The organism is Segatella copri DSM 18205 (genome assembly GCF_025151535.1).
Classification (GTDB): Bacteria; Bacteroidota; Bacteroidia; order Bacteroidales; family Bacteroidaceae; genus Prevotella; species Prevotella copri.
The window spans coordinates 2,782,109-2,807,165 of sequence record NZ_CP102288.1; the positions used below are offsets into that span (position 1 = coordinate 2,782,109).

Genomic DNA, 25,057 nt, shown 5'->3' on the forward strand with positions numbered 1-25,057 from the left:
TCTTTACCTTTAAACTAAAACCTAATAAAAAAACAACTAACAATCTTAAACCTAAAAACCTAATAACCTAAACTTTTTGTTGTCCTTGAATAAACAATCTTTAATTTACCTTTAAACTAACTAATAACCTAAAACAACTAACAATCTTAACCTAAAAACCTAATAACCTTTTTGTCTTATTGACGATGCAAAGGTACGACGATTTTCCGAACCCACCAAATGTTTTAAGAGAAAATCACATAAAAAAGCCTCTTTTTTGATATAAATCAACTATGTGTGTGCGCACACACGTGCTATTTAACAGCTATTTGATGTATGTCAACCATTTTAACACATTTCTTATGTCTGAAGCCTGTTTGGGAGCTTATACCTTATTATATATGCCTCTTCATTATATATGCCTCTTCGCTCATGAACACGGCGATGGTCTTGAGGCGCAGATAGTCTTCCGATAGGTAGATGAGTCCCTTGTTGCCCCAGTTCTTGCCCCATGAATTGCGGCAGACGTAGAATCTCTGCTTGCCTTTCATGAAGGTACCTATGATTTCCATCACATGATCATCGGTGGTGCGAAGCTGTTCAAACTCCTTCTGTCGCGATGCCTGGGTCACGGGGCGTTCCATCGGCTGTATGTCTACACAGTTCTTCCTTGGTTCCTTGAAGCCAGGTTCGCTGATGTCACCTTCCCAGCATACCGGATATCCTTTTTCTACCGCCTTCCTGATGTGGAGCATCAGCTCGTCGAGCGGAAGGTTCAGATAGGCATCGTTCATCCGGTTATCGGGAATCTCGAGCGCAAAGTATTCTCTGTAAGGATGATGCGAGAAACTGGTGAGCGATACATACTCCTCGGGATAGCATACGCTGTGGGCAAACTCTTGAGGGGTATATTCGGCACCCAGCATGTGTACGGCCTTGGCAGGCATGTAGCCTATTTCTGCGTCAAACAGGTCGTCCAGTTCCTCCTTGAGCTGGCTGATGCCCACTTTCTTCGAGATGGCGCCATCGCACAGTTTCTGCACCTTGCGGCAGAGCACCTTGTAGTTCACATGCTTCGGATCTTCATAGCTGTCGTAAGGTTGTGCACCATACTTATCTATATAATGTATCAGCATCGGGGCAGTACCGCGCAGGCTGATGTTCTTCTTTCCCTGTGCAAAGTAATATTCCAGTGCCTGTTCTTCCAGCATCATGCGGGCTATGTAGGCGATGGAGAGATTCACGGAATCTCCCTTCATGATGTGCTCGCTTTCGATGGTGGCAAGCATGCCGTATGCCCAGCAGAGTTCGCTGTTGCCCTGGTCCTTGACGGGCGTAGTACTGATCAGGTGGATGCGCTCCGGAAGATAATCCTCGCCTTCACCTGTCTCTGGGATACCGGCTCGCTGATGTCTGTATCCGCAACCGGCGAATACAAGCAGAGCGAGTCCTATGGTTATAATATTCTTTCTTTCCATGCCGCAAAAATACAAAAAAGATTTTAATCTGTGGCATTAATCTTTCTTAAAACGCCATGGGTTATTAAAAATTCTTGTCATAGCCTGATGCAGGAATCTCCGTCTGGTTGACTGTGAACGACATATTGTTGGCAGGGTAGGTAAAAATCGGACCGGTATAGGTAGTCTTCTTTCCGATAACCAGGTGTACGTTGTCAAAGCTGATGGTCTTGATAACTTTTTCTTCCTTGTCTTTTGCCGTAGCTGTTATGTGGATGTCGGTTATATCTTTGTCGGTCAGAAGGGTGTAGAGTGTATAGTAAATGCTTCTTTCCTGGTGTTCTTTGGCTTCTAAAGAAAAGTTTCGGGTGATGGTAGCCTTTTCTTTGCAGAATCCGGTAGAAGGATTGAACACCGTGCCGCAGCTTCCGCTTATCGTGATTTCCTGAGTCTTGGTAGTCAGGGGCATGATGTCGGTAGCACGCAGTTCAAAACAGCTGACGGCACGTTTCAGCGAAACATTCTGTGTTACGGCTTTGCTGCTCGTTTCCACCTTGATATCCTGCAGGGTATACGCCATATCGCGTACGATGTTGTTGGCAAAGGTCATTTCATACCTTGATTTAACTTCGATTCGTTCTTCCTGCTGCAAATCAGTTTTTGCTGCTACGGCAACGAGCGTGTATTCTCCTGCCGGCACCTGCAGGCTAACGTTTCCGAATTCGTCATCCCAGTTTTCCTGTCTTACGGTATAGCCGGCAGTAGTTTCATCTCCTTTCGGAATGAGACATACTTGCAGATCTGTGTAGAGGTTTGCATCCTTGAGTGATTTCTCGCTCCCGTCGGCTCTCGTTCTGGCAAGATTGCTCTCTTCATTCTGACCGATAGGCACAATGGATTTTTCGAAGAAGCAGAATCTTACTTCTTGGTTCTTGACTTGTGGTGTTGTTTCAAGCATCACGTTTTCTTGTGTGCAACTAACCATTGTGGTCATTGCCAGGAACAGAATCATTCCTGAGGTAAAAGCTTTCTTCATACGCTTTCATTTTAATTAATAATACCAGCTGTAAAACTGGATTGGATTCATATAAAAAGAAGTATATCCTAGGGATATATTCTTATTTATAGGCAAATATAGACAAATAATCGTGATTGATTTGTCAATATAATAGAATTTATGTCATTTTTTCTCCATTTTTCTGTGTTTTGTCTTCATTTTGGTGTAACTTTGCACCTGAAATTAGAAAATTGCATTCATGAATACAAAGATAAACGAATTTGAAGTGATGGCACCAGTGGGCTCACGCGAGTCACTGGCTGCTGCCATACAGGCTGGTGCCGACTCCGTATACTTTGGTATCGGCAAGTTGAACATGCGTTCTCATTCAGCCAACCATTTTACCATCGATGATTTGCGTGAGATTGCTGCTACCTGCAACGAGCATGGTATCAAGACCTATCTCACCGTCAATACTGTCATCTACGATAACGACATCCCAACGATGAAGGAAATCATCGATGCTGCCAAGGAGGCAGGCATCTCTGCCGTTATCGCCAGCGATGTGGCTGTAATGAGCTATTGCAATGAAGTGGGCGAGGAGGTTCATTTATCCACACAGTTAAATATCTCAAACACAGAGGCTTTGAAGTTTTATGCACGCTTTGCTGATGTTTCCGTACTGGCACGTGAATTGAACATGGACCAGGTGAAGCACATCCATGAGCAGATAGAACAGCAGAACATCTGCGGACCTATGGGCAAGCAGATCCGCATCGAAATGTTCTGTCATGGTGCTCTGTGCATGGCTGTATCGGGCAAGTGCTACATGAGTCTCGCTAATGCCAACCGTTCTGCCAACCGTGGCGAGTGTGTGCAGATCTGCCGCCGCAGCTATACTGTTACAGATAACGAAACTGGCAACCAGCTTGAAATCGACAACAAGTATGTGATGAGTCCGAAGGACCTGAAGACCATCCGCTTCATCGACCGCATGATGGATGCCGGTGTGCGCGTCTTCAAGATTGAAGGCCGTGCCCGTGGTCCTGAATACGTATATACCGTAGTGAAATGTTATAAGGAGGCGATAGCTGCCGTGCTCGACGGAACCTTTACCGAGGAGAAGAAGGATGAGTGGGATGAGAAACTCGCCACCGTCTTCAACCGTGGTTTCTGGGATGGTTATTACCAGGGGCAGACTCTCGGTGAATGGAACAAGCATTACGGTTCCGTAGCTACCGAGAAGAAGGTGCTCGTGGGCAAGGTGATGAAATATTTCTCTAAGTTGGGTGTGGCAGAAGTAGCCGTAGAGGCATCTACCTTCGACAAGGGCGAGAAACTGCTGATTACGGGTAACACCACCGGTGTGATGTATCTCCATGCCGATGAAATCCGCTACGACCTGAAACCGGTAGAAACAGCGCAGCAGGGCTGGAGAGTTTCCATCCCTGTACCAGATAAGGTACGCCCTAACGACAAGCTCTATAAGTTGATTACAGTAAACGAAATTAAAGAAATAAAATAATGGCAACAATTAATGAATTGCAGGATGAAGTAGTAGAGGAGTTCCAGGATTTCACCGACTGGATGGACAAGTATCAGATGCTTATTGACTTGGGCAACGAGTTGGCTCCTCTCGATGAGAAATACAAGAACGAGCAGAACCTTATCGACGGCTGTCAGAGCCGCGTATGGTTGCAATGCGATTATGTAGACGGCAAGCTCGTATTCACTGCCGATAGCGATGCGCTCATCGTAAAGGGTATCATCGCCCTCCTCATCCGTGTGTTGAGCGGTCATACCCCCACCGAGATTATGGATGCCGACCTCTATTTCGTAGAGAAAATTGGTCTGAAAGACCATTTGAGTCCAACCCGCAGCAATGGTCTTCTGGCGATGATCAAGCAGATTCGTATGTACGCCCTTGCCTACAAGACCAAAGAGGCAGAGGCTTAACCGCCTCTGATTATATTATTATAATAAGGTATATTATAATGCGCAAATTAAGAACGATAGAGATGAACCGCCTCACCCTGGAGGAATTCAAGGGAGCCGAGAAGCTGCCCCTGATAGTGGTCCTGGATGATGTGCGTTCATTATATAATGTAGGAAGTGTTTTCCGTTCCTGCGATGCCTTCCGTGTAGAGGCGGTGTATCTCTGCGGAATCACCGCCACCCCTCCCAATGTCGAGATTCATAAGACGGCATTGGGTGGCGAAGACAGCGTGGATTGGGAATACTTCAAGACTACCGAAGAGGCAGTAGAGAAGCTGAAGCAGAAAGGCTACTTTGTATATAGCATCGAGCAGGTAGAAGGCTCCACCAAGCTCCAGAACCTGCCTGAGGCTCACCCTTCCCTCTCCAAAGGCTACGCCGTGATTTTCGGTAACGAGGTGAAGGGAGTCAAGCAGAATATCGTGGATATGAGCGATGGCTGTCTGGAGATTCCCCAGTTCGGTACCAAGCATTCTCTGAATGTCAGCGTAACCGCCGGCATCGTAGTCTGGGAGTTTGCCAAACTCCTGAAACTATAACTTGAGTTCGTGCCAAACTTGCGTTTTTTGCCAAGTTTGGCACGAACTCATTTGGTAATAACAATGTGTAAAAAATCCCTCAATGAGGGATAAAAATGATTAAATTCATCCCTCAATGAGGGAGCTTTTCAAAAGAATCCGTCCCTCATTGAGGGATTATTTATATCTTTGCTGCAGTTTTAAACGATATTCATCTAAAAGAGCAGCCTCGCTGGCTTAACATCCCGCTAGGCTCTTTTTTACCTTTTATTTACAGCACCCACTCCAACCAATTCTCTGGTGTTACGATGGCTTTTTCCTTCACATCGTATGCAGTAAGAAAGGTATTCGGAAATTGAGTGTTGGCTCTCTTGGGATTCCATTTCATCTCAAACAAAGAGAATTGTCCGTCACACTCCTCTATATAATCTATTTCCTGCTGCTGGTTGGTTCGCCAGAAATAACTGTTCAATGTATTTCTCCACCGTCTTGTTATCGGTTCCCACCGTTTGTGCCAACTCATTATAAGAAACCTCGCTCGTTACCTGTAAAGCCAAAGCTGTAAGCAACTTGCCCAGCAAAGCTGGACGACGAACGCTTTCTAAATTGAGTAAGTCTTTATAAAGATAACTGTTGGCGAGATGATAAAGCAGCTCCTTCGCATCTGCTGCATGATTAATGACATCAGGATAAGACCCATAAATAAGTCGATTTTCCAACGTCTGCTTAACACCCAACAGTCCCTGGGATTTGAGCAACTCTCCTGTAGAAACGGGGAAGAGATGGTACTCAAACTTACGTCCGGTGAACGGCTCGTTTAGTTTGTTCTGTAAATCAAACGAGGAAGAACCGGTTACCAGTAGCTGTACATCAGAAAAATTATCTGTGATTCTTTTCAACACGATTCCGATGTTCTCTACCCGTTGTGCTTCATCAATGACTACAATCCTATGCTGCCCGATGAGCAGTTTGAGTTCAGCAGAGTTAATCTGCGACTCTATCACATCTTGCAGTTGACGTTGTATCATATCATTAAACCCTTTCCGTTATTAATAAAGTTCTTTGTTTCAATTTCGGCACAAAGATAAGAAAAAAATCCTAATCCCAAAATTTATACTGATTTTTGGGATTGTAATCCCAAAATTCTATATGATTTTTGGGATTAGGGACCCAAAAGGCTCCAGAAGCAGCACGCCCTTTACCTTTGCTTTACTCATCGGCCAGCGATTTTCAATTCCGCTACGCGCCGGTGACCGTTATACTGGGGTACAAGAACCAGCGTGATGCCTGGTGGCAAAATAAAAGCCCCCGGTGCACCAGGCACCGGGGGCTTTAAATAAGCTATGGCTTTTACCTTTAAAAAGAGCAGCCTAGCTGGCTTAACATCCCGCTAGGCTTTTTTTTACCTTTTTACCTTTAAAGAGTACAGCTGGTAACTCCGAGCGTAGTAGCGATGGCTGTAAGGACGGAGATAGCAATCTGCAAAATCGTTTTCCAAGTGTTTGCTTTCATAATCTTTATTTTAATGTTGAATGTTGACTTTTTGAATGTTGAATGTTGAGTGTTGAATGTTGACTTGGTGGGGGATGCGCTGGCTTCCGCTAGGTGTTAGGGAGAGACGCACCCCCGTTAGGCGCTCCTGCAGGGCGGCCCTCAGGCGAGGGCTTTATTCAAGCCCATCGCCGCTATCCTGCGAGCCGCCTCCGCCGCCTTCTTGGGTTCCGCCACCGGTAGTACCTGAGCCGCCCTGGCTGGTGTCTGTGTCACCACCGCCTGTGGTGCCCTCCTCGTCGGTGCCGATATAGCCGCCGTACTCCTGAATCTTGCACTTCTTGCGCAGCTCGGCATTGCTCCAGCTCTTCGTGTTTCTCACAATCAGGTGTACGCCCTCTACGCTGGCAGCCGTCACCTTCTCCTTGGTATCCTCCGCCTTGGAGCTCATACCGATGGAGAACAATCCGAGGTCAGAGAGACGCACGCTCTTGCCGTCGAGAATCAACTCCTGCAAATGGTCGAGTGCATCCATCAGCACACCGTGGATAGTACCACGAGAGTAAGGCGAGCCGTGGTCGGAGATATGCGATACGAATCCCTCGAAGTCCACTTCGCGGTCGGTTACCGAAGTAGCATACCACTTCTTCTTACCTGCGTTTTCACCAGTCTGAGGTGTGCGCTGTACTTTACGATATTTCAATGTTCCTTTTACTTCCATAATCTTTAGTTTTAATGTTGAATGTTGAATGTTGAATGTTGACTTGGCGGGGTGCACAAGCCTTTCTTTGAACGACAGTGCAAAGATACGCCAATTTCCCGATACCACCAAATTTCAGCGTGTGATAAGGCGCGATTTTCAGCACGCTTTCAATCCGAAACCTGTTAAACAATCTAACTCGCCGTTTTGCACCCCGCAACTCATACTTTTTCATAAGAGAAAACATAGAGTTAAAGAGAAGAAAACACAGCAGCTTATTCAGTATTCAGTTATTCAGTTTTTTTTTAAGGGGTTACTTTTTACCCCTTAAAAAGTAAAGTTTATATACTATCTATATATCTATATATATAAATATATATAATATAATATAATAATAAAAAATACATTACAAAATAACCAATCCCTTTCTTCCGGGTTTTCAAACCCTTTATCCATGTAAGGGTTTAAAAAAAAACTGAATAACTGAATACTGAATACGGATGGTGTCATTTGATACTTTCTTCATAATTCTTTTCTTTTGATTCTATTTCGCGAAGATACAGAAGAATCCGAATAATCGGATACCATTTCATCTTTCTTATATTTTCGCGCACTTATAAACATTCTCCCTTTGCCAGCAACTTTTTCTAAACTTTTCCCCGATTTTCTTGCATGTTTCGAAATAAAAGTTTATCTTTGCGGCAGATTTACAGAATCTAAATTGATAATTTATGGGTAGATACATCAACCCCTTTACCGACTGGGGCTTCAAGCGTCTCTTCGGTCAAGAGTTCAGCAAGGACTTGCTGATTAATTTTTTGAACGACTTGTTTGAAGGTGAGTTTCAAATCAAGGACGTAACATTCAAGGATAAGGAACAGCTTGGAGATACTAATGATCTCCGTGGCTGCATCTTTGATATCTATTGTGTTACCGACGATGATAAGCATTTCATCGTTGAGATGCAGAACAGATGGGTACCTTTCTTTGTGAATCGTTCCATCTATTATGCTAGTAAGGCTTTTGTTGCCCAACGCAAGAAATTTGATGAAGCTGGTGTCCGCACAGCTATTTTATACCAGTTTGTACCGGTTTATGTGGTTTGCATCATGAATTTTATGCCAAGGGAGCATGAGGTAACAAAGTTTAGGACAGACGTTGCTTTGAGGGAGAAGTCTAGTGACTCGATGTTTTCTGACAAGCTTCGTTTCATCTATCTTTCTCTTCCTTTCTTTGATAAGAGTGAGGAAGAATGCGAGACAGGTTTTGAAAAATGGATTTATGTTTTGAAGTATATGGAAGTATTGGAAAGATTGCCTTTTACGGCACAGAAGAAGATATTCGATCATCTTGCTAAATTGGCGGATGTGCGTTGCTTGAGTAGTGAGGAGCAGGAAAAATACGATGAAAGTATTAAGGCTGTTGATGATTACTACTCCGGCCTTTATGGCTCTTATGTTGAAGGAGAGGAAAAGGGAATGGCTAAAGGAATGGCTAAAGAAAAGTTAGACACAGCTTACCGCCTTTTGTCAATGGGTCTTTCTGAAGCGCAAGTATCAACGGCCACCGAGCTTCCGCTGGAGGAAATTCAGAAAATGAGGAAATAAGAACTGGCATTGAAAAATTGATTTCTGTATTGAAGTATATGGAAATGGATGAAGTATTTAAGAATTTGCCTTTAGCGGAACAGAAGAAGATGCTCGATCATCTTGCAAAATTGCCAGATGTTCGTTTCTTGAGTAGTGAGGAGCGGGAAAAATACGATGAAAGTATTAAGGCTATTGACGATTACTACTCCGGCCTTTATGGCTCTTATGTTGAAGGAGAGAAAAAGGGAATAGCTAAAGGTATTGCTAAAGGTAGAGCAGAAGGTGAATTATCTAAAGGTTTGACAATAGCCCGTAACTTGTTGTCAATGGGTATGTCTTGGTCACAAATCATGCAGGCTACTGGATTGACAGAAGAAGAATTGAAGCCGCTTCAGGCGTAGTGTATATTTCGGCTGCACCCTTTCGGCTTGCCCCACACGCCCTGAAGGGGCAGAAGCTCCTAGCCCATGGCAACACCCTGGGTATTAATGAAATATAAACCAACGCCCTGTAAGGGCAAAAGCTTTAAAAATATTCGGATTTTAATCTATAGGCTTATGGCACATGTAAATGAAACGATAGTTATAAAGAGCTCTTCTCCCAAGCTGGCAGAATGGGTGAAGAGGCTGAAGGCTCATAAGGCTGAGCAACTGGAGAAGTTGCGCAACGTGGAGAAGTGTGACTTTGAATTTCAGTTCTGATGCGAGCCAATATATGATACCAGCCTCCCCTAATACTTCCTGATAACTTTTTCTAAAACTTTTCCCCGATTTTCTTGCATGTTTCGAAATATTGTTGTACTTTTGAAGGAGAATATAGAAAAGAAGAATCTTTGCCCGAAGAGACAAAATTTGAAGTCTTTCCTAAAATAGGGGAAGGATATTTCTAAAATGATATAGTAGTTGAGGCTTTGCCTCTTATATATAGAGAAAGTGTAATTTAATATATAAGATTATGAGAAATTTTACTTTAAGAAAAGGGTTCTTGGAATTAAATGTGGAACCCATAGCTCTTTTAAGGGCTTTGTCATGCTTGTTGTGATGATGCTTATGACGGCAAGTAGTGCTATGGCACAAGAAGCCAAATTTGAAGTGATTAGTGGGCTTCGTTATTTGTTAGATACTGGTGCTAAGACAGCAACTCTTATGCCTAAAACTGATAGTAAATATTCTGGTGATATCATTATTCCTGAGAAGGTTAAGGGTAATGATGGGGTAGAGTATGTTGTTACCTCATTGGGTGATGGTTGCTTTGGAAGTTGCAGTGCTTTAACTTCTATTACCATCCCTTCGTCTGTTACTTCGCTGGGAGAACGTTGCTTCTATGGTTGCAGTGGTCTTGAAACTGTTTCTTTTAAAGGTAAAGTGTCAAAGAATACATCTCAATCAGAAATACCAACTACAACTATTATCAAAGTCCCAATAGAATATCTTCAGGACTATAAGGATGCTATTGGATATTTCTGTTATGCAACAGCTGATGGCTATTCAGCATCTGATAAGGCGGAGGCAACTCTGTATTGGATCAATGCTAACCTGGATAATGGTACCAACATCAACCAGGTAAGAACACGGGGCGTGGTGGCATCGGCTCATGATGGCATCATCAGCCTCTCGGGTCTTGACGATGGCGAGGTGGTGAAGTTCTTCGCTGCTGACGGCAAGTATCTTGGCTCTACTGTTGCAGCCAACGGTGCTGCCTCTTATGCCGTTTCCGAGTCTTTGGTTATCGCCAAAGTGGGTAAGGATTCTATCAAGATTGCAATGAAATAAGGATTGTGCAGAGCGATGCACCTACCGTAAATTTATAAAAGCAAGGGGAAGAAGGCGAGTAACGTAAATTGCTCACTTTTTTTCCCTTTTTTTGTATACTTTTCTGAGAATCATTAAAAAATCGTATACATCGTGAAAATTAAGCATTTTCACGACTCTTGCAAATGTCGAAAATTAAGAGTAATTTAGCACTATATTTATACGTTATAAGCATATGTTTCTTGCACAACAGAAATGTCGCAGACACAAAATAGGAGATATAAATACCTATGATTAGTGTTTTCCTCCTACTCGGTATCGACTACTGATGATGATTTTGTGTTTAACTTATACTATACTTATATTTAAACTTGCTTTCTGTTACTAATTATGTTAAAATCATGTTAATGTTAAGTTTAGCTTACGTACATATTAATATTTTTTATATATTTGCATCCCGAAAAATAGGAGGAAGATAGTATTAACCGGCCATAGATACTAAAAAACGCATCTTTCGGTCATATTATTAACTTAAATTTTCAACGAAAGGAAAAAGATGTAGAATCGGTCCCACGTCTCACGATAAGAGACGATCACCAGCACTCCAGCCTGCTTACGCCCTCATAAATTGTTAGCGCAAACACTCATACTCTGCTATAATGAGGCAAGAAACTTTAAACAACTATAATAATAATACAATATGAAGAAAAACTTAAGTACGCGAATCAAGCGCAATCTGTCGAGGATAAAGTCTCTGTGTATTTTCATAACAGATGTCTATTTAAGTCTGGACAGTGAGTTTATTGTAAATTATATAGAATCTAAAAACATAGTAATTATGAGTGATAATAGAACTATTGAGTTGCACGACAATGCAACGTATATTGAAAATTATGGTGATGGACCTAAGAAGAAGGAAGAAAAGGCAAAGGCAGAAGAGAAATTCCGACCGCTGCCAGAATCTCTTGCTAATCCTCAGGGGTTAATGGTACTCTCCAGTTTGGCGATACATGGCTTTCTTGATGAGCATTTCCAGCCTAAGGGACTCTCTGTAGCTAAAACAGCAGTTCTTGCGTCCCAGATTTCTACCAAACTCGGCATACAGAATGTATGGGTGGTGTTTGGCACCTTTTGGAATATTGACAAGGAGAATCTTCGCTCTGCCTTTAATAAAGGGATGGAACAGCAACAGATGTCTGGATTTATCGGAGAAACTGCAAAATCGATAAATATCTGTTAGCCAGTCTGTTATATAACGTAAATAACGTTTCGCAAATTAATTCGTACCTGGTACGCGTACCAGGTACGTACCAGGTAGGTTTCAGCATCTTGTTGTACCTTTGCCCCCGGAATTCAGAACCGATATGGTCTGGGTTTCGGGGGCTTTTGTGTATAGGCACATCAACCGTTGTGGGAGCGCCCAACTGTTTTAAAAAGGAATTTATAAGATGAAAGCAATGAAACCTTTTTATTTTACTCATCCGCAGTACGGAAAACTGAGGGTGGTGGTGATTGGAGGCAAAATCTATTACTGCCTGATGGACGTGAAGAACATCTTCAAGAAGTCGGTTCAGAAACTCTATGAGACGATTGCTGACTCGGAGGGGGAACTGAAAAATCTGAACATCGTGATGATGAAGGATATGAAAATCAAGTATAACCTCTTCTTCGAGAACCAGGAAATGGGGAAGGAAGAAGCGGAGGCTGAGAACGTGAATGCGGATATCAACTTCTGCGATGAACAGCTGGTGAAGGACCTCGTAGACAGGCGTGTTGCCGCCGAGAAGATTGCGGCAAAATGGGTAATAGGCTTCGTCAAGAGCAGACTGAATGATGCCGAGAATGCTTCGCTCTTCGAGGCGAACGGGGTTGACGAGATTTCTGATAACTCGCTGATTCTGCCTATCAATGTAAGCTATGGCTCAGGGTATATCATGATTAACAGCGAAGTGTTCGATTAATAAAAATATGGAGGTAAAATGGAGACAGTACATGTAGTGGCAATTAATCCTTATCGCAAAGGTAATAAGGGAAAAGTTTTTTCTTACAATATCGATACTTATGATAAGGTCATCGGGTCGGAGGAAATCAAGAAGATGATTCAGCAGATTCGGGGTGAATTGCCGATTGACGGAGTGGATTTGAACGATGCGCAGGCGGTGAAGAAGGCGCAGGAGAGGCTGAAGAGCGAGCTGCCTTTCTTCTGCCCGCATTACGGCATGTTCAAAAATAATGTGCGCAGACAGGAGAATGCCTTGCCGGAAAGCTTTCTCTTCCAGACGATTATCGATGTGGATGATAAGGAGTATGTGGAGAGGGCGATTGAGAAGGCGCGCGAGCTGAACTGCTCTTCGGGGATATGGAACGGCTCGTTGCTGCATCTCTGTTATAGCGCTAGAAAGAAGCTGCATATCGGGATTAGAATGCCGGTGGGGATGACCATCGAAGAGACGCAGAAGGCGTATTGTGAGGCGCTCGGTGTGACTTATGATGAAAGCTGCATCACACCTGAAAGGATGATTTTCCTGACGGATAAGGACTCGGAAATCTACCGGTCTAAAATGTGGTGCGCAGTGATGCCGGAGAGCGAGATACAGGCTCGCAGACAGGCTTTTCTGGACCGTGGGCTGACGGTGGACGGAAGAGGAGTTGCAAAAGTTAATAGTTTACAGTTTACAGTTAATAGCAATAGTAATGACAAAGTTCAAAACAATAGACTTTCGGGCAATCATGGCTCTGGTGAACTGGGAGAGGCCAGTGAGAAGAATCTGATAGCCTTTGATCTGTTCGTGCAGTCGGCTGGGCTTGAAGGAATGGCGATTGATACCGTCGGGTCTCGGCACTCTTCGCTACTCGCCATCATGAGCGCAGGCGCTTCGAGGGTGATGAGCGAGGAGGAACTGATGAAGGTGGTGAGGACGAAAATGCCGAGCTACTATCAGGAGGATGACTGCCATCAGCTGATACATGATTTCTATGCGAAATATGCTGACAGCTGCAAGCCGATGTCGAGGGATGTGATAAGGGTGAATGCGCTGGCGGAAAAACAGGCCAGCCAACAAGTTAATAGTTTACAGTTAACAGTTAATAGCCCTAACGCAAATCATACAGTTCAAAGTTCATATCTCCAAGTTCAAAGTAGCGAGGAGGATTATCCTGACCCGCCAGCGATGCCAGAGAAACTGCCGAAACTGGTGGAACTGCTGTTATCTCGGACACCGGAGATTTATAAGCCGGCTGTGGCGCACGCTATCTTCCCACCGTTGGCTACGCACCTCTGGCAGACGAGCTTCCGATATATTGATAATGTAGTGCATGAGGCTACATTGTCTACGTGCTTGCTGGCTGGTACGGGCGCAGGTAAATCGTCCGTAAACAAGCCGATTAGCTATATTATGGAGGATATCCGGAAACGGGATGCGGAGAATCTGAAACGTGAGAAGGAATGGAAGGAGGAGATGACGCGCAAGGGCGCCAACAAGGACAAGCGTAAGCGACCGGACAACCTCGTTATACAGGAGATTGATGCCGATATGACCAATCCGGCATTCGTGATGCGAACCGCTGAGGCGCAGGGACGATTTCTTTACACTTCGCTCAATGAGCTGGACCAGTTTGATGCCCTGAAGGGAACCGGAAACCAGCATTTCCGTATCATGTGTCTTGCCTCAGATAGCGACAACCAGTACGGCCAGACTCGCGTGGGCATATCGAGCGTTACGGAGCGTGTAACCATCCGATTCAACTGGAACGCATCTACCACTATCCAGAAAGGACAGCGTTACTTCTCGAAAGTTTTGACAGATGGTCCGATAAGCCGTATCAATTTCTGTACCATTCCGGAGCGTGAAATCGGTGATGAAATGCCTGTCTTTGGTGATTACGATGATGCTTACCGAGAGGGGCTGAAGCCTTATATCGAGAATCTGAACAACGCCAGGGGGCTGATTGACTGTCCTGAGGCATTCCAGCTTGCCCTCCGGCTGAAGGATGAGAATGCTGAGTTTTCACGTCTGTCGCAGGATAGGGTTTATGAGAATCTTTCCTTCCGTGCCAACGTCATCGCCTACCTGAAGGCGTGTGTGCTGTATGTGGCGAACGGCTGTAAATGGGAGCCGGAGATAGATGAGTTCATCCGCTGGAGCGAGCGTTACGACCTCTACTGCAAGATGCGTTTCTTTGGTGATGCCATCAAGAGGGCGAACTTTTCGAACGAGAAATCGAGCAAGCGTGGACCGGCAAATCTGTTGCAGCAGTTGCCTGATGTCTTTAATTTCCAGCAGGCAGAATATCTCCGCTCGCAGTTGGGTATGGACAAGAAGGGCACTCCTTCGATGTTGCGTAATTGGGTGAACCGAAACTATATCCGGAAGATTCCGCCTAAGGGTGCAACGGGTGACGTAATCAGTATTCAGTTATTCAGTTTTGAAAAGCTACGTAACCGCAAGGATGGTAAAGAGGTAAAAATATTAGAATCTTAATGGAGTTTGAGTTATGGAAATAGTAGTAAAAAGAATAGCAAAAAAGAAGACTTATACGATAGGTCATCTTTATATCCTGAACGATAAGGATGTGAAACGTACTTGGCGTTCGGGGGTAAAAATAGGCGACAAGCGTATCTTTGAGCACAGCTTCGATAAGGAGAAGTTGGACAAGGAGCATTACTTCTGTGATACCCTGGAGCCTACGTGGAGAAACCTCCTGGGTGTCGAACTGAAACCGGAAGAGGAGGATGGACGGTACAGCAGGGTATCGGGCAAGAAAGCCCGCAAGATACCGGGTCATACGGCGATACCGGAAGGCTCGTATCCTGTGGTTATCTCGAAATCGCCAAGGTTTAAGAAGTGGCTTCCGCTGGTGCAGGGTGTTCCTGATTTTGAGGGCATCCGCATTCATGCCGGTAATTATCCCGATGATACGCAGGGGTGCATTCTGGTAGGTGAAAATAAATTACAGGGTGCCGTCTTTAATTCCCGCATCTGGCTGCATCGGCTCATGAATGCCATTACCGCAGCGAGGGAACGGGAGGAGAGCGTTTGGATTACGATCATTTAATGTTGAATGTTGAGTTATTAATTTTTAAAAACAAATTATTATGGTAAAGTCAGTTAATACAAATAAAGTAGAAATGGATAAGAAGGCAGCAATTGCTGTTGTGTTTGAAAACCCTGAATTCGGTAAGATTCGTACCTTGACCGATGAAAATGGAGAGCCTTTGTTCTGCGCAAAGGATCTCTGTGATATACTGGGGTATAAAAAATCAAGAAACGCTGTAAATCAGTTGGTTAACCACCTTGACGCCCTAAAACAGGGCGTCAAGGTATCGGGAAGCCTGCGTAAGGATGGTACTCCATCAAAACGCCGCCAACAGATGATCTTCGTCAACGAGAGCGGTTTCTATGCTTTGGTGCTCGGCTCCAAGCTTTCTACTGCCGTGAAGTTCAAGAACTGGGTTACGGCTGATGTGCTGCCACAGATTCGCAAGACGGGTGGTTATATCCCGGTGCAGCCGGGCGAGAGCGATGAGGAGACAATCCGACATGCTGAAGAAATTCTCCGTGCTACGCTCAAGGAGAAGGAGAATCTGCTGAAGAAACAGCGCCTGCAGATTGAGCAGCAGAAGAAGCTTATCGGCGAACAGGATACCGAAATTCGCCGTCTCAATGATGTAGTAGACGAGCAGGTGGTTCGCATCGCCAAGAGTGGTGATAATATCATCCAGTTGGAGAATCAGGTGGGTAATCTTTTGCCGAAAGCGCTCTATAGCGATAACGTGCTCGATTCTGTTTCTTGCTTCACCACCACGCAGATTGCGAAGGAACTCGGTATCACAGCCCAGGAGCTGAACCGCTCGCTCTGCGCCCTGCATATCCAGTATTACCAGAGCGGTCAGTACCTTCTCTATGCTGATTATGCCCACATGGGTTTAGCCAAGAGCCGCACCCGCTACAGCGCCTTCCTAGACCCGAAGAGCGATGGCAGACAGGAGAAGATGGGTAGAGCCTACACCCATACCTATCTCGTATGGACCGAACGAGGACGGAAGTTCATCCATGACCTTGCCCATCGATACTGGGAACTGTGTGAAAAGGTAAAAAAGTAAAAAGGTAAAAAGGTAAAAAGAGCCTTAACTCCCGTTCGTCCCCGTCCCCAGCGATTCCATCGCTGGTCCCCCGTAATATTATAGCCCCTGGTGTGTTTGCACCAGGGGCTTTTACCATTTTCTCACGGGAAGTAACAAGGGTCTATATGCCACGATGAACAGGTGGCGTATAGACCCTTGATTATATGGAGATATTCATCATCTACTTGGCATCAAACCAAAGTAGTCATTTTCAGAAAATCTCGCAGATGAATGTGCTTAATGCCATCAATATTGGTTTGACTGTAAAGCCTATCCATAGAAATCACGTATTTGGGATGACTGTCTTTTATCAATTTCAAATTGCCGAATTCACGCTCTACCGTTTCCTCAGAAGCCAGCAGATAGGTAACTTGCACATACGCCACACTATCCGCTTTCTCGGCAACAAAATCAATCTCAGCCTTATACATCTGACCAACATATACTTTATACCCCATCCTGCACAAATGGATATATACAGCGTTCTCCATCACCTTTTCGATATCAAAACGCCTGTTGCCACCTATAATATGATTCCTGATTCCCAGGTCTTCGAAATAGAACTTGTCGCCTAACTCGAAAAGTCGCTTGCCATGAATGTCGTATCTGTTAACTCGATCGATAATAAAAGCATTGCTTAAATACTCCAAATACGTGAGAATCATCTTGGCAGACGTTTCGGTGTTCTGGCTTTTCAGAAATTTTACAATACTCGTTGCTGAGAATTGTTTACCGATATTATCGCTCACAAACTTCAGCAGCGTTCGCAACAATGGTATGTTTCTGATGTTTTCTCGCTCTATGATATCACGAAGTACTATCGTATTATACACATTGTCAAGATAATCTTCTACCAAATCCGTATTTTCCAATCCTAAACTGCGCAACTGAGGGAGACCGCCATACTGCAGATACAGGTTCAAGGAAGCATCATCATCCTTCAGTTCATGGAACGTCAGGAACTCTTCATAGCAGAGTCCTCTAATGCGATAAGCAATATATCTGCCTCTCAGGCGAGTTGCCAGTTCGCCCGAAAGCATCTTGGCGTTGCTGCCGGTAATCATAATCTGGCAGGTATCATCCGATTGGATACTGAGGAGTGCTTTCTCGAAATCAGAAATCTCCTGCACCTCATCAATAAACAGATAGTTTTCCTTACCCTCAACGATGTTGGCTGCTACATAAGCCTCCAGATCCTGATAGTTGGCTATCATATCAAATGATGTTTTCTCCTTATCTATATAGATAATGTGATTTTCTTCATTCTCAGCGATGTGATTATAAATTCGCCGCATCACACAACTCTTGCCGACACGCCTCTGGCCCGTCAATGCAATCATCATTCCACGTCCAAACATGCGTTCGATACGATCGGAATACCCTAGTCTTTCTAATATTTTTTGTTTCATACGAGTAAAACTTTTCGCAAAGATACTCTTTTTGTTTCACATAAGTAATAAAAACGATAGATTTTTTGTTTTTATTACTTATAATTAACAGGTTTGGTTCACATTGCGCCTCACGGGAAACAGCAAGGGTCTATATGCCACGAAGAACAGGTGGCGTATAGACCCTTTCGGTCTTCTCTTATTTCAGATATTCTCCGAAATCAGTCAATCTCATATCTCCCTTCTTCAGGAAGGTATCGTGCATGGCGAGGGCAGCACGCATGCTCTGTGGCTCGTGGCCCTTCTCGGCAAACTTCAAGTATTCGCGGAGCATTGGGCGGTAATCTGGATGGGCACAGTTTTCGATAATCTCCTTGGCACGGCGTAACGGGCCTTTGCCACGGAGATCGGCTACTCCCTGTTCGGTAACAATCACATCCACATCGTGCTCGGTGCTGTCCACGTGACTGCACATCGGAACAATGGCAGAGATGCAACCGTTCTTGGTGGTACTCTGTGTGGTGAAGATAGAGATGTAACCATTGCGCTCGTAATCGCAGGAACCGCCGATACCATTCATCAGCTTGCTGCCGCAGATATGGCTGGAGTTCTCATTGCCGTAGATATCGCACTCGATGGCGGTATTCATGGCGATGACACCCAGACGGCGGATGACCTCTGGAGAGTTTGAAATCTCGCTCTGGCGGATGGTGAGATGCTTCTTGAAGTAATCAATATCATCATACACCTCTTTCAATGTATCGTTTGTTACGGTGAGCGAAGAGCAGGAAGCATCCTTGATTCTTCCCTCGCGCATGTATTTTACCACGGCATCCTGAACCACCTCGGTATAAACGCTGAATACCGGCACGTTAGGGTTCTGTCCTAATGCCTCAAGAACGGCATTGGAAGTTACGCCCACTCCGCTCTGTAAAGGCAGGAACTGAGGAGGAATATGTCCCTTCTTCAGGTCGCTGACCAGGAAATCAGCCACATTATGTCCCATCTGTTCGGTCACAGGGTCGAGCGGTTTGAAGGCACGTGCCTCCTCCGGAATGTTGCATTCTACCACACCCACAATCTTATGTGCATCAATCTCCACATACTCCTTACCGATTCTGTCGCCTACGTTCATGATAGGAATAGGAGTGCGGAACGGGCATTCTGCTATCTCATATACATCGTGCAGATAGCGGGAAGCTGGACTGTGGAAGGTATTCTTCTCGATGAGTACCTTCTTGGCAAGGCGGACGATGGTAGGAACGATGCCGCCGGCAGAGGTAAGGAATGCCTTGCAGGTAGTTTCGCCTTCTTCCAAATCAGAAACTTCGATGATGGCAAGGTCTATTTCGCCATAGAAACCACGGCGCAGGCGCTCAGCCATGTGGCCGAGGTGCATATCCTCATAATCAATCTCGCCCTGGTTGGTATGAGTTCTAAAGTCCTTGTTGGTAGAAAATGGCGCACGGAACTTGATGGCATGGGCTGCTGCCATGTCACCTTCGATACTCTGCGAGGTAGAAGCACCCGTGAGGATGCCCACCTGGAAAGGTCTGCCCGCCTCGTGCTCAGCCACGGCTCTCTTGGAGAGTTCGCGGAAGGTTGCCTTAGGCACGCCGTTTGGTGTGAAACCACTCAATCCGATTGTATCTTGATCGTTAATCATCGCTGCCGCTTCGGCAGCACTCAATCTTGTATATGCCATTTTCTTCTAACTTAATACTCATTAGCGGAACTTGTAGCCGCCTTCTTGATAATTGATAACTGTTTGCGGCTGCAAAGTTACACATTATTTTCGATATACGCTAATATTTTGATAATTTTATGCAATTAATTGGCAAAAAACTTACAAATAGTGAATAGATATACAAAAACTACTTATTTTATGCAAAAAGATAGCCGAATCAAAAAGCCTGATTGTGCTTCTCATCCCTTCCGCCACCCTCTACCACTTCGGCATCTTGGAGTCGAACGTCCACATGGCATGGATGCGAGCGGTGTGCGGTCGCCTGAAGAGCGACTATCGCTACAGCAAGGACGTGGTGTATAACAACTTCCCTTGGCCATCGCCCACTGCCGGGCAAAAGGAAAAGATAGAGCAGAGTGCCCAGGCTATACTCGATGCCCGCGCCCTATACCCCGACTCCTCGCTCGCCGACCTCTACGACCCTACGCTCATGCCGAAGGAGCTTTTACAAGCCCATCGCCAGAACGACCGAGCCGTGATGGCAGCCTACGGCTTCTCCACCAAGATGACGGAGAGCGAGTGCGTAGCTGAGCTGTTCAAAAGGTATGCGGAAATGGTTGAATAAAGAATTTGCAATATAAGCCAACAAGGGCATTTGCCGACATAATCTGCAAATGCCCTTGTTGCGATTAAGGCCCCAAGAGTATAGAAGAACAAGTTCATCATTCCCCACAATAATGTTCCCAATCTATCTCGTTCAGGTATTTCTCCACTTGAGCCTTGATTTCGGGAATATTCTCCTTTGCTGTTGCCCAAAGAATACGAGGCAACACCTGCGAATAACCATGCACCAAAACATGGCGCATACCTTCCACCTGTTTCCAAGGAATCTCTGGGTGACTTGCCTTGAATTCCTTGGTCAGCATATAAGCAGCCTCGCCTACTATCTCTACATTTTTCATCGTTGCAAAATAGACTAAAATATTTGAGGAAAACTCCTCAAAATCTATCCCATCAATGATTTTGAGTACGTTGGAAGAATACTCCACAATGTCTTCCAATCTTCCTTTATCCCTAACTAGCTCTCTCATATACCAAGATTTTATCTCGTTCCACACTCTCCTGAGCATACGGACGCAAAGAGCCATCAACTACCAAGTCAACTTCACGACCTAGCAGTTGCTTCAAATCCTCATACATTCCTCCATGGGTAAGCAAAGTAAACGAACCATGCTCAAAATCGGGGACAAAGAGAATATCTATATCGCTCTGAGCCTTTTCTTCACCACGAGCAAAAGACCCAAAGATCCATGCCTTCAGCACAGGCTTCCTAGACATATAGTCATGAATTATACGTATAATTTGAAATCTATCCATATTTACCTCCTCTTTTTAAATAGTAATCATGCTGCAAATATACACCTTTTATTTTTTATCTCCAAACATTCTTGCCTAAAAGTGTAAGCCTACCTAAAAAATATCATCTTAAATGGCTCTACTTTCGAATAAAAGTTGTACTCTTGCAATACCTTTTTGGCTTTAAGTATGTTAAAATTACCACTTAGAGCCACTTTCTTACCCATTCGTTTGGCTTTAAGTGGCATTTTTTGTATATTTGCAGCCAAAACAAGCAGCATCATACAGAGAGAATTGACCATGGAAGATCTGTTCCATTGATATTTTTGAGGAATTTAATAACATTTTGCGAATGATTTGTCGGATATATCAGAAAAATGAGTTAACTTTGCACTCAAAATATAAACAATATAAAATAAAGGTTCATACAAGATGGAACAGAAATTATTGATCTATAACACTCTCACACGTACGAAAGAGAGATTCACTCCGCTCCACGCTCCTAACGTGGGCATGTATGTTTGTGGCCCTACCGTGTATGGCGATCCGCATCTCGGTCATGCACGACCAGCCATCACATTCGATATACTCTTCCGCTATCTCAAGCACCTGGGCTATAAGGTTCGCTACGTTAGAAACATTACCGACGTGGGCCACCTGGAGCACGATGCAGATGAAGGCGATGACAAGATTGAGAAGAAGGCTCGCCTGGAGCAGTTGGAGCCAATGGAGATTGCGCAGTACTACACCAACCGCTACCACGATGCCATGGAGGCGCTGAACGTACTCCCTCCTAGCATTGAGCCTCATGCCACAGGCCATATCATCGAACAGGAGAAACTGGTTCAGGAAATCCTGGACAATGGCTATGCCTACGAGAGTAATGGCTCTATCTACTTCGACATCGAGAAGTATAACAAGGATCATAAGTATGGTATCCTCTCCGGACGTAACCTGGAGAACGTAATCAACGAGAGCCGCGAGCTGGCTGGTATCGGCGAGAAGAAGAACCAGGCTGACTTCGCCCTCTGGAAGAAGGCTTCACCTGAGCATATCATGCGCTGGCCTAGTCCTTGGAGTGATGGTTTCCCTGGCTGGCACTGCGAGTGTACTGCGATGGGACGCAAGTACTTGGGCAGCCACTTCGATATTCACGGTGGCGGCATGGATTTGATTTTCCCTCACCACGAGTGCGAGATTGCTCAGGCTGTGGCTTCTCAGGGCGACCAGATGGTTCATTACTGGATGCACAACAATATGATTACCATCAATGGCCAGAAGATGGGTAAGAGCTTGGGTAACTTCATTACCCTGGAGCAGTTCTTCACAGGCAATCACGACAGTCTGGAGCAGGCTTATTCGCCAATGACTATCCGTTTCTTCATCCTCTCTGCCCACTACCGCAGCACCGTAGATTTCTCTAACGATGCATTGAAGGCTAGCCAGAAGGGATTGGAGCGCCTGATGAATGGTTTGAACGACCTGGAGCGTGTGCCTGTGGCTAAGCAGAGCGATGAGCAGGTGAAGAAGTTTGTAAGCGAATTGCGCCAGCGCTGCTACGATGCGATGAACGATGACTTCCAGACTCAGCTCGTTATCAGCTACCTCTTCGAGGCTTGCCACGTAATCAACACAGCCCTCGACCACAAGGCAAACATCTCTGCCGAAGACCTGAAGGAACTTTCAGACACCATGCATCTCTTCACCTTCGACCTGCTCGGTCTGAAGAGTGAGAAGGGTGCCAACAATGATGCCCGTGAAGAGGCTTATGGCAAGGTAGTGGATATGGTTCTCAACCTGCGTGCCAAGGCTAAGGCTGATAAGGACTGGGCTACCAGCGACCAGATTCGCGATGCCCTGGCTGAAGCCGGCTTCGAGGTAAAGGACACCAAGGATGGTGTTACCTGGAAACTGAACAAATAAACTCCACGCCCTGAAAGGGCAGAAGCTCCTAGCCCAGGGCATCGCCCTGGGTAATTACATACACAAAACAGTCGCCCTGTAAGGGCAAAAGCTTTGTATATTTGAAGCTTTTGCCCTTACAGGGCGTCTTGTTTATTGCTATTGTACCCAGGGTGCTGCCCTGGGCTAGGAGCTTCTGCCCTTTCAGGGCGTGCTGCTTGCGTTCTATCTTTACTTTAGGCCTGTAACCATTGGTTCAGGGCATTTATGGCGTTTTCTTCCTTGCAGCAAGTGAATCTTTCTGTCTGCCAGATATAGAATCCCGCAACATCTTATCTTGCTTATTCTTATATTCCTTATACTCTTTTTCGTAATAATGGGCAAAGTTGGCGAAAGGCTCTGTCGTTACCTCATCGCTCGATGCCGTATAGGTATTTCCGTATGGATCGGATGCTTTGATGATGATTTTGGCATTCGGATTCCTAGGAGTATAATAATAAAGGTGGTTCATGATGAGATAACCATTCCCCTTGCTCACGAACCGGTAAGATACACTCTCGCTGTATTTATGATGATAGCCGGCGGCAAAGGCATCCTGCCCCTTTCCGCTGAGGCGCCCCATCAGATATTCTTTGCCATCCTCTACGGCTACAATACGCCAATGACTGGTAGCATTGAAGACATTGGCTACCAGGATATTCCTGTTGTTTGCCAACTGCCAATCCCTAGAGTATTTCTCGCCGTTGAAATCGGTCTGCGCACGGAACAAGGTCATCTGCTTGCTCTTATCCCAGAAAGTTCCTTTGTAATAGCAGTTGCTGATGCTGGTACCCACAAAACTGTATACATAATATCCGTTCGGGGTGCCGCAGATGTTGATATTCGACTGCCATATATTGCCACAGGCGGCAGCATGACAATGCTCCATCACATCCTCGCCCTGATAATTGATCTCGTGGTTGCAGGCAAAATGAGTATGGCCGCAGAAGAGTTCATATCCTCCCTTAAACTGTTTCAGCAAAGAAACCAGGAGCGAGAGACGGGAAGAAGAATAATGCCCCTGCTCATTGGCATTGGTCAGCGGCTTCGCCTTGCTGAAAGGCGCATTACCAAAGGTAAAAGGAATATGATAACAGAGTACCACCTTCATATCCTTTGGCGTGAGGGCGAGATCCTGCTTCAGCCACTTCACCTGGCGCTCACGTAATTCTCCTGGCGAATAATAGGACATGCCGCGATGGAAGAAGCAGTTGTTGATACAGACATAATGCACATCGCCACGATTGAAGGAAAAATCGGTAGGACCGAAATTCTCCTCCCATTTCCTGCGGTAGAGCGCCTTGCCATCCTGGTCGTGATTGCCGATGACGGAGAAGAGACGCATCTCAGAAGAGCCCAATGCCTGGCGTATCTGACGCTCCAGTTTGGCGTTGTAACCGCCATAATACTGTACATCATCGCCCATGCTGAGTCCATATACAGGAGTTCCGGCAGGCAGCGAACTGATGGTCTGCCTGATGTCCGCCATCGTCTGGGTAGTGAATCTTTCTACATCACTCTTCTTGATGGGATTATCATCCGGAGAAGTATAGTAAGGGCTGTAGGCATTGGTAACCTGCGGGTCGCCGATGACAATCATCTTATAGTGAATCTCCTTGCCGCCCGGTAGTCGGGTGAGGGTGAAGTTATAGGTTTTCTTCCCCTTGGATACCTTCTGGTAGAAGAAAGCCGTGCGATCGGTCTTAGAATGGGTAGGAACCTCGCAATCGGCTGGAACAGAATAGTATATGAATTTTGCCAGGCTGTCTCGCTTCATCTTATATCTGCCCTGTGCATCGGTTTTCACACAGTTGAATCCATCGCTTACGATGACGCCAGCCACTCCCTTTCCTTCCTTATCTCTTAAAGTTCCGGAGATATTGAAATCCATCTTCTTCACTGGTTTCTTCTTCAGCGTATCTGCAGGCTGTGGCTTGAGCCGGAGAACCGGTGGGGTTTTCACCAGGTTCTGTATCTGTTTCTTGGGGTAGAGCAGGTGCAAGGTGATGCCTATTGCTACGAGCGCGCAGCAAGCAACCGACAGAACCCCTATGTATACTTGTTTCTTTTTCATGAGTACAAAA

The 25,057-nt window shown here is 45.2% G+C and carries 25 protein-coding genes; 14 read left to right on the top strand and 11 right to left on the bottom strand.

The window, feature by feature from the left end; translation table 11 throughout:
* Nucleotides 1–374: 374 nt before the first annotated feature.
* Both NQ544_RS11705 and NQ544_RS11710 read right to left on the bottom strand, forming a co-directional pair.
* Complete coding sequence (locus tag NQ544_RS11705; RefSeq protein WP_006848254.1) at nucleotides 375–1,457, bottom strand: C1 family peptidase; 1,083 nt, start codon at nucleotides 1,455–1,457, stop codon at nucleotides 375–377.
* A gap of 64 nt (nucleotides 1,458–1,521) precedes the next feature.
* Nucleotides 1,522–2,472 carry a DUF6562 domain-containing protein gene (locus tag NQ544_RS11710; RefSeq protein ID WP_006848255.1) on the bottom strand — a complete coding sequence of 317 codons (951 nt, stop codon included), beginning with the start codon at nucleotides 2,470–2,472 and terminating at the stop codon, nucleotides 1,522–1,524.
* A gap of 220 nt (nucleotides 2,473–2,692) precedes the next feature.
* Here NQ544_RS11710 and NQ544_RS11715 point away from each other — a divergent pair, with 220 nt between their 5' ends.
* Genes NQ544_RS11715 through NQ544_RS11725 form a run of 3 tightly spaced genes read left to right on the top strand, consistent with a single transcriptional unit; the run spans nucleotide 2,693 to nucleotide 4,967 of the window.
* Complete coding sequence (locus tag NQ544_RS11715) at nucleotides 2,693–3,958, top strand: peptidase U32 family protein (protein ID WP_006848256.1); 1,266 nt, start codon at nucleotides 2,693–2,695, stop codon at nucleotides 3,956–3,958.
* Entirely contained in the window at nucleotides 3,958–4,389 is a 432-nt protein-coding gene (locus tag NQ544_RS11720) for a SufE family protein (protein WP_006848257.1), read from the top strand. The genes NQ544_RS11715 and NQ544_RS11720 overlap by 1 nt, the downstream gene beginning before the upstream one ends.
* Nucleotides 4,390–4,427: 38 nt before the next feature.
* Nucleotides 4,428–4,967: an RNA methyltransferase gene (locus tag NQ544_RS11725; protein WP_006848258.1), complete on the top strand. Its 540-nt coding sequence runs from the start codon at nucleotides 4,428–4,430 to the stop codon at nucleotides 4,965–4,967.
* A gap of 250 nt (nucleotides 4,968–5,217) precedes the next feature.
* Here the strand turns inward: NQ544_RS11725 and NQ544_RS11730 are convergent, their stop codons facing one another.
* The 4 genes from NQ544_RS11730 to NQ544_RS11745 all read right to left on the bottom strand — a co-directional run bounded on the left by NQ544_RS11730 (nucleotide 5,218) and on the right by NQ544_RS11745 (nucleotide 7,158).
* Nucleotides 5,218–5,418, bottom strand: coding sequence for a DUF4143 domain-containing protein (locus NQ544_RS11730; protein WP_228023652.1), 201 nt, complete (start codon nucleotides 5,416–5,418; stop codon nucleotides 5,218–5,220).
* Nucleotides 5,357–5,974, bottom strand: coding sequence for an ATP-binding protein (locus tag NQ544_RS11735; RefSeq protein WP_006848259.1), 618 nt, complete (start codon nucleotides 5,972–5,974; stop codon nucleotides 5,357–5,359). The genes NQ544_RS11730 and NQ544_RS11735 overlap by 62 nt, the downstream gene beginning before the upstream one ends.
* Nucleotides 5,975–6,362: 388 nt before the next feature.
* On the bottom strand, nucleotides 6,363–6,458 hold the full coding sequence (locus tag NQ544_RS11740; RefSeq protein WP_153083965.1) for a smalltalk protein: 96 nt from the start codon (nucleotides 6,456–6,458) through the stop codon (nucleotides 6,363–6,365).
* A gap of 154 nt (nucleotides 6,459–6,612) precedes the next feature.
* Nucleotides 6,613–7,158: an HU family DNA-binding protein gene (locus tag NQ544_RS11745; RefSeq protein ID WP_006848261.1), complete on the bottom strand. Its 546-nt coding sequence runs from the start codon at nucleotides 7,156–7,158 to the stop codon at nucleotides 6,613–6,615.
* Nucleotides 7,159–7,868: 710 nt separating this feature from the next.
* On the opposite strand from NQ544_RS11745, the gene NQ544_RS11750 reads away from it, so the two are divergent.
* The 9 genes from NQ544_RS11750 to NQ544_RS11790 all read left to right on the top strand — a co-directional run bounded on the left by NQ544_RS11750 (nucleotide 7,869) and on the right by NQ544_RS11790 (nucleotide 16,580).
* Nucleotides 7,869–8,744, top strand: coding sequence for an Rpn family recombination-promoting nuclease/putative transposase (locus tag NQ544_RS11750; RefSeq protein ID WP_006849091.1), 876 nt, complete (start codon nucleotides 7,869–7,871; stop codon nucleotides 8,742–8,744).
* Between the two features lie 38 nt (nucleotides 8,745–8,782).
* Entirely contained in the window at nucleotides 8,783–9,127 is a 345-nt protein-coding gene (locus NQ544_RS11755) for an Rpn/YhgA-type helix-turn-helix domain-containing protein (RefSeq protein ID WP_006848876.1), read from the top strand.
* Nucleotides 9,128–9,283: 156 nt separating this feature from the next.
* Complete coding sequence (locus NQ544_RS11760) at nucleotides 9,284–9,427, top strand: hypothetical protein (protein ID WP_153134055.1); 144 nt, start codon at nucleotides 9,284–9,286, stop codon at nucleotides 9,425–9,427.
* A gap of 444 nt (nucleotides 9,428–9,871) precedes the next feature.
* Nucleotides 9,872–10,498 carry a leucine-rich repeat protein gene (locus tag NQ544_RS11765; RefSeq protein WP_170269821.1) on the top strand — a complete coding sequence of 209 codons (627 nt, stop codon included), beginning with the start codon at nucleotides 9,872–9,874 and terminating at the stop codon, nucleotides 10,496–10,498.
* Nucleotides 10,499–11,315: 817 nt separating this feature from the next.
* Nucleotides 11,316–11,717 (top strand): hypothetical protein, encoded by a 402-nt coding sequence (locus NQ544_RS11770; protein ID WP_147380800.1) that lies wholly within the window; start codon nucleotides 11,316–11,318, stop codon nucleotides 11,715–11,717.
* 217 nt (nucleotides 11,718–11,934) lie between these two features.
* Nucleotides 11,935–12,438: a spore coat protein gene (locus NQ544_RS11775; RefSeq protein ID WP_244263583.1), complete on the top strand. Its 504-nt coding sequence runs from the start codon at nucleotides 11,935–11,937 to the stop codon at nucleotides 12,436–12,438.
* Between the two features lie 18 nt (nucleotides 12,439–12,456).
* A complete protein-coding gene (locus NQ544_RS11780) occupies nucleotides 12,457–14,958 on the top strand; it encodes a hypothetical protein (RefSeq protein ID WP_006848881.1) in 2,502 nt (833 codons plus the stop codon).
* 13 nt (nucleotides 14,959–14,971) lie between these two features.
* The gene (locus NQ544_RS11785; RefSeq protein WP_006848882.1) at nucleotides 14,972–15,532 is read left to right on the top strand and encodes a DUF5675 family protein; all 561 of its coding nucleotides are present in this window, start codon (nucleotides 14,972–14,974) and stop codon (nucleotides 15,530–15,532) included.
* Between the two features lie 40 nt (nucleotides 15,533–15,572).
* Nucleotides 15,573–16,580, top strand: coding sequence for a phage antirepressor (locus NQ544_RS11790; protein ID WP_006848883.1), 1,008 nt, complete (start codon nucleotides 15,573–15,575; stop codon nucleotides 16,578–16,580).
* Nucleotides 16,581–16,792: 212 nt separating this feature from the next.
* Here the strand turns inward: NQ544_RS11790 and NQ544_RS11795 are convergent, their stop codons facing one another.
* Complete coding sequence (locus NQ544_RS11795) at nucleotides 16,793–18,010, bottom strand: ATP-binding protein (RefSeq protein ID WP_006848884.1); 1,218 nt, start codon at nucleotides 18,008–18,010, stop codon at nucleotides 16,793–16,795.
* 178 nt (nucleotides 18,011–18,188) lie between these two features.
* Nucleotides 18,189–19,694: a butyryl-CoA:acetate CoA transferase gene (locus NQ544_RS11800; protein WP_006848885.1), complete on the bottom strand. Its 1,506-nt coding sequence runs from the start codon at nucleotides 19,692–19,694 to the stop codon at nucleotides 18,189–18,191.
* 274 nt (nucleotides 19,695–19,968) lie between these two features.
* On the opposite strand from NQ544_RS11800, the gene NQ544_RS11805 reads away from it, so the two are divergent.
* Nucleotides 19,969–20,301 carry a type IIL restriction-modification enzyme MmeI gene (locus tag NQ544_RS11805; RefSeq protein ID WP_006848886.1) on the top strand — a complete coding sequence of 111 codons (333 nt, stop codon included), beginning with the start codon at nucleotides 19,969–19,971 and terminating at the stop codon, nucleotides 20,299–20,301.
* A gap of 97 nt (nucleotides 20,302–20,398) precedes the next feature.
* Here NQ544_RS11805 and NQ544_RS11810 read toward each other — a convergent pair whose 3' ends face one another.
* Nucleotides 20,399–20,767: a HepT-like ribonuclease domain-containing protein gene (locus tag NQ544_RS11810; protein WP_006848887.1), complete on the bottom strand. Its 369-nt coding sequence runs from the start codon at nucleotides 20,765–20,767 to the stop codon at nucleotides 20,399–20,401.
* Nucleotides 20,751–21,053 carry a nucleotidyltransferase family protein gene (locus tag NQ544_RS11815; RefSeq protein ID WP_006848888.1) on the bottom strand — a complete coding sequence of 101 codons (303 nt, stop codon included), beginning with the start codon at nucleotides 21,051–21,053 and terminating at the stop codon, nucleotides 20,751–20,753. Before NQ544_RS11815 ends, NQ544_RS11810 begins: the two co-directional genes overlap by 17 nt.
* A 411-nt stretch (nucleotides 21,054–21,464) precedes the next feature.
* On the opposite strand from NQ544_RS11815, the gene cysS reads away from it, so the two are divergent.
* The gene (cysS, locus tag NQ544_RS11820; RefSeq protein ID WP_006848890.1) at nucleotides 21,465–22,955 is read left to right on the top strand and encodes a cysteine--tRNA ligase; all 1,491 of its coding nucleotides are present in this window, start codon (nucleotides 21,465–21,467) and stop codon (nucleotides 22,953–22,955) included.
* Nucleotides 22,956–23,199: 244 nt separating this feature from the next.
* On the opposite strand, the gene NQ544_RS11825 is transcribed toward cysS, so the two are convergent.
* Entirely contained in the window at nucleotides 23,200–25,047 is a 1,848-nt protein-coding gene (locus tag NQ544_RS11825; protein ID WP_006848891.1) for a calcineurin-like phosphoesterase C-terminal domain-containing protein, read from the bottom strand.
* Nucleotides 25,048–25,057: the final 10 nt, after the last annotated feature.

Excerpts from the sequence above, each read along its gene's own strand:
- NQ544_RS11705 (WP_006848254.1), bottom strand. The coding sequence starts at position 1,457 with ATGGAAAGAAAGAATATTATAACCATAGGACTCGCTCTGCTTGTATTC.
- NQ544_RS11710 (WP_006848255.1), bottom strand. The coding sequence starts at position 2,472 with ATGAAGAAAGCTTTTACCTCAGGAATGATTCTGTTCCTGGCAATGACC.
- NQ544_RS11715 (WP_006848256.1), top strand. The coding sequence starts at position 2,693 with ATGAATACAAAGATAAACGAATTTGAAGTGATGGCACCAGTGGGCTCA.
- NQ544_RS11720 (WP_006848257.1), top strand. The coding sequence starts at position 3,958 with ATGGCAACAATTAATGAATTGCAGGATGAAGTAGTAGAGGAGTTCCAG.
- NQ544_RS11725 (WP_006848258.1), top strand. The coding sequence starts at position 4,428 with ATGCGCAAATTAAGAACGATAGAGATGAACCGCCTCACCCTGGAGGAA.
- NQ544_RS11735 (WP_006848259.1), bottom strand. The coding sequence starts at position 5,974 with ATGATACAACGTCAACTGCAAGATGTGATAGAGTCGCAGATTAACTCT.
- NQ544_RS11740 (WP_153083965.1), bottom strand. The coding sequence starts at position 6,458 with ATGAAAGCAAACACTTGGAAAACGATTTTGCAGATTGCTATCTCCGTC.
- NQ544_RS11745 (WP_006848261.1), bottom strand. The coding sequence starts at position 7,158 with ATGGAAGTAAAAGGAACATTGAAATATCGTAAAGTACAGCGCACACCT.
- NQ544_RS11750 (WP_006849091.1), top strand. The coding sequence starts at position 7,869 with ATGGGTAGATACATCAACCCCTTTACCGACTGGGGCTTCAAGCGTCTC.
- NQ544_RS11755 (WP_006848876.1), top strand. The coding sequence starts at position 8,783 with ATGGAAATGGATGAAGTATTTAAGAATTTGCCTTTAGCGGAACAGAAG.
- NQ544_RS11760 (WP_153134055.1), top strand. The coding sequence starts at position 9,284 with ATGGCACATGTAAATGAAACGATAGTTATAAAGAGCTCTTCTCCCAAG.
- NQ544_RS11765 (WP_170269821.1), top strand. The coding sequence starts at position 9,872 with ATGCCTAAAACTGATAGTAAATATTCTGGTGATATCATTATTCCTGAG.
- NQ544_RS11770 (WP_147380800.1), top strand. The coding sequence starts at position 11,316 with ATGAGTGATAATAGAACTATTGAGTTGCACGACAATGCAACGTATATT.
- NQ544_RS11775 (WP_244263583.1), top strand. The coding sequence starts at position 11,935 with ATGAAACCTTTTTATTTTACTCATCCGCAGTACGGAAAACTGAGGGTG.
- NQ544_RS11780 (WP_006848881.1), top strand. The coding sequence starts at position 12,457 with ATGGAGACAGTACATGTAGTGGCAATTAATCCTTATCGCAAAGGTAAT.
- NQ544_RS11785 (WP_006848882.1), top strand. The coding sequence starts at position 14,972 with ATGGAAATAGTAGTAAAAAGAATAGCAAAAAAGAAGACTTATACGATA.
- NQ544_RS11790 (WP_006848883.1), top strand. The coding sequence starts at position 15,573 with ATGGTAAAGTCAGTTAATACAAATAAAGTAGAAATGGATAAGAAGGCA.
- NQ544_RS11795 (WP_006848884.1), bottom strand. The coding sequence starts at position 18,010 with ATGAAACAAAAAATATTAGAAAGACTAGGGTATTCCGATCGTATCGAA.
- NQ544_RS11800 (WP_006848885.1), bottom strand. The coding sequence starts at position 19,694 with ATGGCATATACAAGATTGAGTGCTGCCGAAGCGGCAGCGATGATTAAC.
- NQ544_RS11805 (WP_006848886.1), top strand. The coding sequence starts at position 19,969 with ATGGCATGGATGCGAGCGGTGTGCGGTCGCCTGAAGAGCGACTATCGC.
- NQ544_RS11810 (WP_006848887.1), bottom strand. The coding sequence starts at position 20,767 with ATGAGAGAGCTAGTTAGGGATAAAGGAAGATTGGAAGACATTGTGGAG.
- NQ544_RS11815 (WP_006848888.1), bottom strand. The coding sequence starts at position 21,053 with ATGGATAGATTTCAAATTATACGTATAATTCATGACTATATGTCTAGG.
- cysS (WP_006848890.1), top strand. The coding sequence starts at position 21,465 with ATGGAACAGAAATTATTGATCTATAACACTCTCACACGTACGAAAGAG.
- NQ544_RS11825 (WP_006848891.1), bottom strand. The coding sequence starts at position 25,047 with ATGAAAAAGAAACAAGTATACATAGGGGTTCTGTCGGTTGCTTGCTGC.